Source organism: Hydrogenophaga sp. (genome assembly GCF_041633695.1).
Taxonomy (GTDB): domain Bacteria; phylum Pseudomonadota; class Gammaproteobacteria; order Burkholderiales; family Burkholderiaceae_C; genus Hydrogenophaga.
On sequence record NZ_JBFJMY010000661.1, the window covers coordinates 1 to 1,758 of the forward strand.

1 protein-coding gene and 1 pseudogene are annotated in these 1,758 nt (G+C 64.1%); both read right to left on the reverse strand.

Features of this window, described 5'->3' with window-relative positions; translation table 11 throughout:
- Window positions 1-1,427: AMP-binding protein (locus tag ABYB95_RS22955; protein ID WP_372662501.1), on the reverse strand; the 1,427-nt coding region annotated here is incomplete at its 3' end.
- Between the two features lie 22 nt (window positions 1,428-1,449).
- Window positions 1,450-1,758 (reverse strand): annotated as a pseudogene (locus ABYB95_RS22960) (lipid-transfer protein); the annotation flags it as partial.

Genomic DNA, 1,758 nt, shown 5'->3' on the forward strand with positions numbered 1-1,758 from the left:
AGCGTCACACCGGGTTTGGTCACCACCGCCAGCATCACCTCGTCTTCACCGCCAGGCACATCGGATGGCACAGCGTAAGCCGCCACCTCCTCGATGCCTGGCAACGCAGCGACCACCTCCTCCACCTCGGTGGCCGAGATGTTCTCGCCCCGGCGGCGGATGCAGTCTTTGATGCGATCCACAAAGGTGATCAGTCCATCGGCTTGCATGGTTCCCGCGTCGCCGGTGTGGAACCAGAGATTGCGCCAGGCCTCCACCGTCTTTGCCGGTGCGTTGAAGTACCCCGCCATGAAACCGGACGGCACCTTTGGGCGCACGAGGATCTCGCCCATTTCCCCGGTGGGCAACGGCTCGTCGGTTTCCGAATTGGCGATGCGAACCTCAAAGTGCTCTTCGTGCGTCCAGCCCGCAGCCCCTGGCACGGAACGGCCCAAGCGGCCCCAGATGGGAATGTTCACCTCGGTCATGCCGAAGCCGGACACGATGTCTTTCACGCCAAATCGCTCGCGAAAGGCCGCCTCGTGCTGGGCAAGGTTGGGGGCGGTCAGCACCGCGCGCAGCGTGTGCTGGCGGTCTTGCGGCGTGGTGGGTTGGTTGAGAATGAAACCGGCGGTGGCGCCCAGCAGGTTGGTCACGGTCGCGCCGTGGTCCCGAATGTCGGTGAGCCAGCTGCTGGCGCTGAAGCGGCGGCGCACGAAGGCCGGAATGCCAGCCAGCAAGGTCGCACCCAGTTGCATGAAGAGTCCGTTGGCGTGGAACAGCGGCAGGCTGATGTAGTAACAATCCTGCTGGGTAAGCTCCACACATTTGATGGCCCCCACCCCGTACAGCGCGCAGTGCGCATGCGGCATCAAAACGCCCTTGCTGGGTCCGCTGGTGCCAGAGGTGTACATGATGCAGGCAATGTCTTCCGGCGCCGGGCCAGGGCCATCCCAGCCGGGTTGCTGCGACCAGTCCGGCCAGGCCAGCACCCGCCAGCGCGTCGGCACCTGGGCATTCGATGGAGCCCCGACAACAACAACAGTGCGCAGCTCGGGCACTTCATCGGCGATATCGATGAGAGCGCCAAGCAACTCGGCGTCGACCACGACGCAGCTGAGCGCGGAATCAACGAGCTGGTGGCGCAAGAAGCTGATGCGCAGTTCGGTGTTCAGGAACACCGCCGTCGCACCCAGATTGCCCAGCCCCATCCAGGCAGTGGCGAAATCGCAGCCATTGAACATGAACACGCCGACGCGGTCATTGCGCCGCGTGCCGAGGCGTTCGAAGAACCCGGCCGCGCGTTGGCTGTGCGTGTGCGCCTGACCGAAGCTCAGGCGGCCACCTTCGCTGTCGGTCAGCCAGTTGGCGTCTGGTGAATGGGTCGCCAGTTCCTTGAGCGCGGCGGTCAGCAGCCAGCGGCGGGGGTTGTGGATCTCGCTGTACATGATTTTGATGTGAAAGTTGAGGTCAGTGGTTGCGTTCGTAAAGGGTCACGACGCATGCGCCGCCCAAACCCAGGTTGTGTTGCAGCGCCAGCCGCGCGTTCGGCACCTGGCGTGCCCCGGCGTTGCCACGCAATTGCTGCACGAGCTCGGTGCATTGCGCTAGTCCGGTCGCGCCCAGTGGGTGGCCCTTGGACAACAGACCGCCCGAGGGATTGGTGACCACCTGGCCGCCGTAGGTGTTGTCGCCATCCACAATGAATTTCTCGGCGCCGCCTTCGGGGCAAAAACCCAAGGCCTCGTATGTGATGACTTCGTTCTGCGCGAAGCAGTC